6 protein-coding genes are annotated in these 7846 nt (G+C 46.4%); 5 read left to right on the top strand and 1 reads right to left on the bottom strand.

All coding sequences use genetic code 11. The features are described from left to right. The first annotated feature begins 683 nt into the window (after positions 1-683). The 5 genes from P8O70_03745 to P8O70_03725 are packed head-to-tail and all read left to right on the top strand — an operon-like array spanning position 684 to position 6539. Positions 684-1709 carry a BMP family protein gene (locus P8O70_03745; GenBank protein MDG2195994.1) on the top strand — a complete coding sequence of 342 codons (1026 nt, stop codon included), beginning with the start codon at positions 684-686 and terminating at the stop codon, positions 1707-1709. A 21-nt stretch (positions 1710-1730) separates the two neighbouring features. After that, positions 1731-3266: an ABC transporter ATP-binding protein gene (locus P8O70_03740; protein MDG2195993.1), complete on the top strand. Its 1536-nt coding sequence runs from the start codon at positions 1731-1733 to the stop codon at positions 3264-3266. Further along, positions 3256-4305 (top strand): ABC transporter permease, encoded by a 1050-nt coding sequence (locus P8O70_03735; protein MDG2195992.1) that lies wholly within the window; start codon positions 3256-3258, stop codon positions 4303-4305. Before P8O70_03740 ends, P8O70_03735 begins: the two co-directional genes overlap by 11 nt. 3 nt (positions 4306-4308) lie before the next feature. Continuing rightward, positions 4309-5253: an ABC transporter permease gene (locus P8O70_03730; protein ID MDG2195991.1), complete on the top strand. Its 945-nt coding sequence runs from the start codon at positions 4309-4311 to the stop codon at positions 5251-5253. Beyond that, positions 5253-6539: an amidohydrolase family protein gene (locus tag P8O70_03725; GenBank protein MDG2195990.1), complete on the top strand. Its 1287-nt coding sequence runs from the start codon at positions 5253-5255 to the stop codon at positions 6537-6539. The genes P8O70_03730 and P8O70_03725 overlap by 1 nt, the downstream gene beginning before the upstream one ends. A gap of 116 nt (positions 6540-6655) precedes the next feature. Here P8O70_03725 and P8O70_03720 read toward each other — a convergent pair whose 3' ends face one another. Further along, positions 6656-7393: a pentapeptide repeat-containing protein gene (locus P8O70_03720; GenBank protein ID MDG2195989.1), complete on the bottom strand. Its 738-nt coding sequence runs from the start codon at positions 7391-7393 to the stop codon at positions 6656-6658. Positions 7394-7846: the final 453 nt, after the last annotated feature.

Below are 7846 nucleotides of genomic sequence, written 5' to 3'. Positions count from 1 at the left end.
AAACCTTCATCTGGTCGATCGATTTTGACAAAATAAGATGAGAAGCAAGTTCAAATTTAGAAACTTTAGCAGGTGTAGACTTGGTCGAATCAGCTTTGTTCTAGGATCAACTCTCTTTGCTTTACTAGATATCCCTTTCTAGACATTCGCTTAAGATAAGCCAAAGATTAGAACGGTCTCAAAGGAACAACTGACCTCAGTAGGTTAAAATTTATCGAGCAAGGTGTGCAAGATACTGAGGCCAGAAAGGTCAGGTTCAGTTTAATGGTCACGCCGCCGCTCCAAAGCTTCGAGGCAATTACGCCAACCTGGCTACCGGAGAGATAATCATTCAAGTCATTCGAGGAGATGCCTACATGCCAAACTTTGATTACTTGAATGATCAAGTTTTCGTAGCTGTGGAAACCAATATCAGAAACTCTTTTGGCAACAAGCTTGGTTTCTCGAAGGTTTAGGAAATCAACGAACTCCGCCGATAAAACTTCCAATTGATTCAGCTCACTTCCTGATCAATTTCCTCAGATCCTAAAACAGAATTCATATTCTTTGTATTGCCAAGTCTAGCATTAGCCACCATACTTGGCCCCTTGATTTAAGGTGAAGACTTTCGGGTAGATCATCGTCATCAACCTTTCAAAGTCTGTAATGATAATCCGTCACTTTTTCCAGAACATGAGGTAAAAATGAGCAGTCATCAGTCGCTGAAAATCTCTAGACGTACATTGATTAAAGGCACAGCCAGCGCTCTCGTGCTTGCACCGAGTCTCGGAATTTTGCCCTTGGCCTCGGCAAAAGATCCCATCAAGACTGCTGGCATCTACACAGTCCCAGTTGAGCAACAGTGGGTAAGCCGAATCCACAAAGCGGCGTTATCAGCACAGTCACGAGGTGACATCGCCTACACGTTCACAGAAAATACTGCCAACACCGACTACCCAAGAGTGATGAGGGAATATGCAGAGCAAGGGAATACCCTGATCATCGGAGAAATTTTTGGTGCCGAAGCAGAAGCTAGAGAGGTTGTGGCGGAATACCCCGAAGTCGCTTTTCTGATGGGATCTTCTTTCAAAGAAGACCCAAGCCTGCCAAATCTAGCCGTCTTCGATAACTACATCCAAGATGCCTCCTATTTGTCGGGTATTATTGCTGGGGCAATGACAAAGTCTGGCAACATCGGAATGGTTGGTGGATTCCCAATCCCAGAGGTAAATCGATTGATGCATGCCTTCATGGCAGGGGCGCGAGAGATGAATCCTAACATTCGCTTTCAAGTCTCTTTCATCGGCTCATGGTTTGACCCACCAAAGGCCAAAGAGACTGCGTTTGCTATGATCGAAGGAGGCGCCGACCTTTTATATGCAGAGCGTTTTGGTGTCTCGGATGCTGCCAAAGAAAGAGGTATTTTGGCCATCGGCAACGTGATCGACACCCAAGATCAGTACCCAAGCACCGTGGTCGCTTCAGCCATTTGGCATTTTGAACCCACAATGGATGCTGCTGTCGCGGCAGTTCAATCAGGGAAATACAAAGCTGCTGATTACGGTATCTACTCGTTCATGAAGCATGGCGGATGTACGCTCGCACCCTATGGGACATTCGCTGGTAAGATACCACAGAAGGCTGTTGATATGGTGGCAAAGCGTACTGGAGAGATCAAAAACGGTAGCTATACTGTCACGATCAATGACAACGAACCAAAATCTAGCTGATCCACTTTAAAGCTCTCTAAAGTGGGAGAAGTCGTTCTTCGTCTTGAGGGGATCACCAAGAATTTTGGAGCCCTCAAGGCGAATGAAAATGTCAGCCTGAATTTGGAGAAGGGTGAGGTACTTGCGCTGCTAGGTGAGAATGGTGCAGGTAAAACCACCTTGATGAACATCCTTTTTGGTCAATACACCGCCGATTCTGGGAGGGTTCAGGTTTTCGGAAAAACTCTTCCACCAGGGATGGCTAGTGCGGCTTTGGATGCCGGAGTTGGAATGGTTCATCAACATTTCACCCTTGCGCACAATCTCTCCGTTCTTGAGAACGTCATTCTTGGGACCAGTTCTCTCTGGTCCTGGAAGCTACGATACAAGCAAGCCCGTCAACAACTCCTCAAACTTGCCAATCGTTATCACCTGAAGGTCAATCCTGATGCGAAAGTCTCGTCTCTAAGTGTGGGAGAGCGTCAACGGGTAGAGATTCTCAAAGCCTTGTTCCGACAAGCCAAGATCCTGATCCTGGATGAACCAACCGCCGTCCTGACCCCTCAAGAAACTGAATCACTTTTCAAGACACTAACAGAAGCTACAGAACAAGGGCTATCTATCATCTTCATCAGCCACAAACTCCATGAAGTAATGAAAATTGCCAAAAAAGTGGCCATCCTTCGTCATGGGAAACTCGTAGCGACCAAAGAAACCAAAGAAACTAGCCCAAATGAATTAGCTTCTTTGATGGTTGGGAACCCGATCAGCCCCACAGCAGTTACTGAAAGAGAGTCCGGACCCTTAGTAATGGAGTTATTGAATGTATCCACGGAGACTCAGCATCACTCAAAGGGCCTGAGGAATGTTTCTTTGAGGCTGTGCTCCGGAGAAATTGTGGGTTTGGCTGGTGTCTCTGGGAACGGTCAAACATCAATTGCAGATTTGGTTGCAGGACTGATCACTCCCTCTCAAGGGAAACTGCATTTGGATGGGAAGCTGATAGATCAGTGGTCTCCACGCCAATCGGTTCTCAGTGGTATCGCCAGGATTCCTGAAGACCGACATCAATCCGGGACTGTCGCTGATTTTTCCTTGACTGAAAATTCCATCATTGAAAGATATCGTGATCAGCCATTTGCTCATCATGGGTGGGTCAATTGGCAAGCCGCAGTAAATTTTACACAGGAACTCATCAAGCAATACGATGTTCGTTGTCCTGGTCCGGATACGAGAATACGTTTGCTTTCAGGGGGGAACATGCAAAAACTCATTTTGGGGCGTGTGCTCCAAAACGACCCCCGAGTAATCCTTGCACATCAACCCTCACGAGGCTTGGATATTGGAGCGGTACACTACGTCCACAAGAAATTATTGGAAGCCCGTCAAAAAGGTGCAGCCATTTTACTCATTTCTGAAGATTTAGATGAGATCCTCCAATTGTCAGACATCATTCATGTTTCCTCAGAAGGCAGAGTTAGCCCTGCTTTTCAACGAGGTAAAGTAACACCTGCTGAGTTGGGTGGTTGGATGTCTGGGGCTGCGTTTGCCAAGCAAGAGACTATGCATGCGTCTTGAAGCGATCCCAAATCCAAGCCTTTCCAGAAGATTACTACCACCGATTTTAGCACTAACTGCTACCGTCTTGATCGCATCCTTTCTCGCAATGGTTGCTGGTGGAAATCCTTTTGCTGTCCTGGGGTTGATCATTAAAGGTGCAGTGGGTTCCAAATTTGCCCTGCTGGAAACTCTAAATCGTACAACACCATTGATTTTCACGGGACTGGCAGTTGCGGTAGCTTTTCGTGCAAAATTATGGAACATCGGAGCAGAAGCCCAGCTATATTCTGGTGCCATTGTAGCCGTACTAATGGGGACCGGCACTCTTGCATGGTCCTCACTTGCACTCATTCCCACAATGATCATCTGTTCCATGTCAGCGGGTGCATTGCTGCTTCTAGTCCCTACTCTCCTTAAAACCAGGTTGGGTGTGGATGAAGTCGTTACTACTCTCTTGCTCAATTTTATTTTTCTCCTTCTAGTTTCACTCCTGCTTGAAGGCCCTCTCAAAGATCCAATGGGAATGGGTTGGCCCAAGTCGTCCCGTTTGCTGGCAGAGGCCCGTCTACCAAGAATCGTTGATGGGCTACGATTACATTGGGGTTTTGGGATTGCTTTAATTGCAGCTTTAGTTATCTGGATCGTGAACACCAAAACTACTTTTGGCTACGCTATGAGAGCCGTTGGCTACAACGCTGGGGCAGCCCGTTATGCAGGAATGCCTGTAAATTTAATCATAACGCAAACAGCACTGTTATCAGGAGGGCTCGCAGCCCTAGCTGGGTTCTCCGAAGTCGCTGGCCTCAAGGGCACCCTGACTCTTGATCTATCACCGGGCTTTGGTTATTCAGGAATCATTGTAGCCATGCTGGCCTTGCTACATCCTCTGGGGGTTGTCGTGGCAGCTCTGTTTGTTGCGGGTATTTTTGTGGGCGCTGACAGTATGAGTCGAGCAGCCGGAGTCCCCACCTATCTAGCAGACATCATGCTCGCTACTGCACTGCTTCTGATGGTAGTTGCAGTATTACTGACAAAGTTCCGGATCATACGGGATTAATTCATGGAGATATTAGAAATTTTTCTGACTGCAAGTTTCTGGACTGCAACGATCCGAATCGCTAGCCCATTGATTCTAGCAACTATGGGAGAGTTGATTTGTGAACGGGCCGGCGTTCTCAACCTCGGTATAGAGGGAATCATGGTCGCTGGAGCCTTCGTTGGTTGGTTTGGGGCTTACATTGGTATGGGTCTTTGGGGTGGGGTGCTCCTAGCTTTCCTGGTTGGAATGTTCTTAGGTTTACTCCACGCGAGCATGACCGTCAGCTTGGGATTATCCCAGCATGTGGTGGGTCTTGGAATCACACTGTTGGCAACATCGCTGACTTATTATGTTTACCGAGTGGCTTTACCTGAGGTAACTTCTCCACCAAAGATCGAGGCCTTCCAGCCTATCTCTGTCGCCATTTTAGCTTACATCCCAATCCTAGGGCCTGCCCTAGCTGAACAGACTCCCCTAACTTATTTGGCTATCGCAACAGTACTGATTACTTCGTTCGTATTGTATAGGACTCCACTGGGTCTGGCTCTCAGGGCTGTTGGAGAAAATCCATCTTCTGTTGCAGCTCAAGGGCTATCTGTGCTTGGGTTGCGGATGGGTGCGGTAGTTATTGGATCTGGTCTAATGGCACTGGGGGGTGCATTTTTGACTCTTTCGGCCTTTGATAGTTTCTTTTTTGGGATGGTCAATGGTCGTGGTTGGGTCTGCATTGCCCTTGTTGTCTTCGGTGCCTGGAAACCACACAAAGCCTTCTTGGGAGCAATTCTATTTGCGGCTTTCGATGCCTTTCAGATTCGGCTTCAGCAGAGCAGCATCGGTGCAGACATTCCCTATCAGATTTTCTTAATGATGCCCTATTTCTTGTCCATCGCTGCTTTGGTGGTTATGTCCCGGAAAGCAGAGGTCCCAGCATCATTGATGGTACCCTTCTACAAAGGAGAGCGCTAATGTTTGACATCATTGTGAAGGGAGGGACCCTGCCAGATGGTCGAGTTGTAGATATTGGCATCGAAGGGACAAGAATTTTGGCGATAGAGAAAGATCTAAACAGCCCAGCTGAAATACTAATCGAAGCTCAGGGGGATCTGGTGTCTCCTCCCTTCGTGGATCCGCATTTTCACATGGATGCCACCTTGTCTTATGGAACTCCACGCTTGAACAAATCTGGAACATTGTTGGAAGGCATTTCTCTCTGGGGAGAATTGCTTGAGGAAGCAACCGTTGAAGAGATGGTAGATCGTGGTTTGGCATACTGTGATTGGGCAGTTTCCACGGGCCTGCTCGCTATCCGAAGTCATGTTGATACAACGGCCGATCACCTGAGGACCGTTGAAGCAATGCTCGAAGTACGTGAGCAAGTGAAAGGATATTTGGATCTACAACTCGTAGCCTTTCCGCAAGATGGTTTTTTTCGAGCACCAAGTGGACGGGAAAATTTACTCCGAGCTTTGGAGATGGGCCTCGATGTGGTTGGAGGGATTCCTCATTTTGAACGGACGATGGAGGATGGACGAAGATCAGTCCAGGAGTTGTGCCGTATCGCTGCAGACAAGGGTTTGCTTGTGGACATGCACTGTGATGAGAGCGACGATCCAATGTCACGCCATGTCGAGTCACTCGCAGCGGAAACCACGGCTCTAGGCCTGCAGGGGAGAGTAGTGGGCAGCCACCTGACTTCAATGCATTCAATGGATAATTATTATGTATCCAAGCTGTTGCCTTTGATGGCTGAAGCTGAACTTCAGGCAATTTCGAATCCACTGATCAACATCACGCTTCAGGGCCGACACGACAGTTTTCCAAAAAGACGCGGATTAACCCGTGTGCGTGAAATGCAGGCACAGGGTATTGATGTAGGTTGGGGGCAAGATTGCGTTCGTGATCCATGGTATGCGCTTGGTACCGCAGATATGCTGGATGTTGCCTTTATGGGTATGCACGTAGCCCAGATGACCAGTCCTGAAGAAATGGCTCGATGTTTCACTATGGTCACCGAAACGAACGCCAAGATCATGCATCTTGAGAACTATGGCCTTGAAGTAGGCAAGCAGGCTTCTCTGGTGGTTTTGGATGCTGCAGATCCGATTGATGCCCTGCGCTTACGACCAGCACGCTTAGCTGTGGTTTCGAAGGGGAAACTGGTGAGTACTCAGCCAAGGGCTGATACAACGATGAATTTACCTGGAAGGCCCACTATGAAGAATCGACGACACCCTATTCCCCAGTCTAGATAGAAGATCAGACTCAACGGGTTTAGAACTGATAAATCAACTTAACTTATTTTATCCGTAGCCACCGATTGAGTTAAACAAGAACTACAATCATCAGGCAGCAAAATCTTTAACAATCATCACCTTTCACAATCTTTATTTGTGACCTCTCCATCAGTCATTACCGTATTGCAGAGTTTCGTAGTTGATTGACCCTGAATAGGTGAAGCTTCTTCATCAAGCGTAGTACCAGTCAAATCTGCACCGTCCAAGTTAGACTGGTAAAAAGTGGCTTCGATAAGCTTTGCATTTTTTAAATTGGAGCCCATCAGATTGGACTCATAAATTTCTGCGCCTTTCAGATTGGCTCTACCAAGGTCAGCATTTTCAAAATTTGCATACCAGATTTTCGCTTCTTCCAACTCAGCATTATTCAGAGTGGCGCTGACCAATTCAACTTCGATCAAGTTCGCACCTGTCAGGTCTGCTTCCTTCAAATTGGAATAATTTAAGTATGCACTTCTTATTGAAGAATTTCTAAGGATACTCATCCACAAAGTAGTGCCTGTCAAGTCTGCTCCAGAAAGTGTGACACCCGTTAAATTAGCTCCAGTTAGATCTGCGCCTGTCAGATCCACCCCCGTCAGATCTGCATCTATCAAATCTGCTCCAATGAGTTCAGCTCCACGCAGATTTGCATTTACTAAATTAGCTTCTCTCAAGTTAGCTCCCAACAAACTCACATCATTTAAATTTATAGAATCAAGATTTGCTTGGATCAAGTTACAGTCATTACAGATGCGGGTTGTCAGCAATTTTTGAAGATCAAGTTCATCGAAGGCATAAATTGGCTTGGCAACCAAAATGATTGGAATCAAGCAAACAAATCTTGCAAAAAAAGACGCTGTACTCAGTTTCACTAGAGGATCCTCACCAAGTGTATTAAAGAATTTTTGAAGTCTTTTTTGAGAAATTGCTAAACGAAGAAGGATCTCCGAAAGCAAGATTCTGAAGAATGAGGACTAGATCTGGAGTAATTTAGGATCAGAAGAGGCTAGAGTGATTTTGCACTTCTGATACGGTCCGTAAATTGGTTGTAAGATTGGGATTTAACCAGAGAACTGGAAATCTGGTAAAATTCTAGGGGACAGCTTTCGAAAAAGAATATAATCCTTGTATCAAGATTTGTGTGAGTAAAAGGGGCCGATACTTCAGTATTTCTGCGGTATAAATTGAGATTTATGGTCTACTAGCCAACAAATTAATCTCCTACACCAGTATTCCAGCAAATTATCGATCAGATCCATTTCGCTATTAACACTGGCGAAATT

It is taken from the genome of SAR324 cluster bacterium, assembly GCA_029245725.1.
GTDB lineage: Bacteria > SAR324 > SAR324 > SAR324 > NAC60-12 > JCVI-SCAAA005.
Note: the sequence above shows the minus strand (reverse complement) of the source record. Positions and strands in the feature narration are given on the sequence as shown.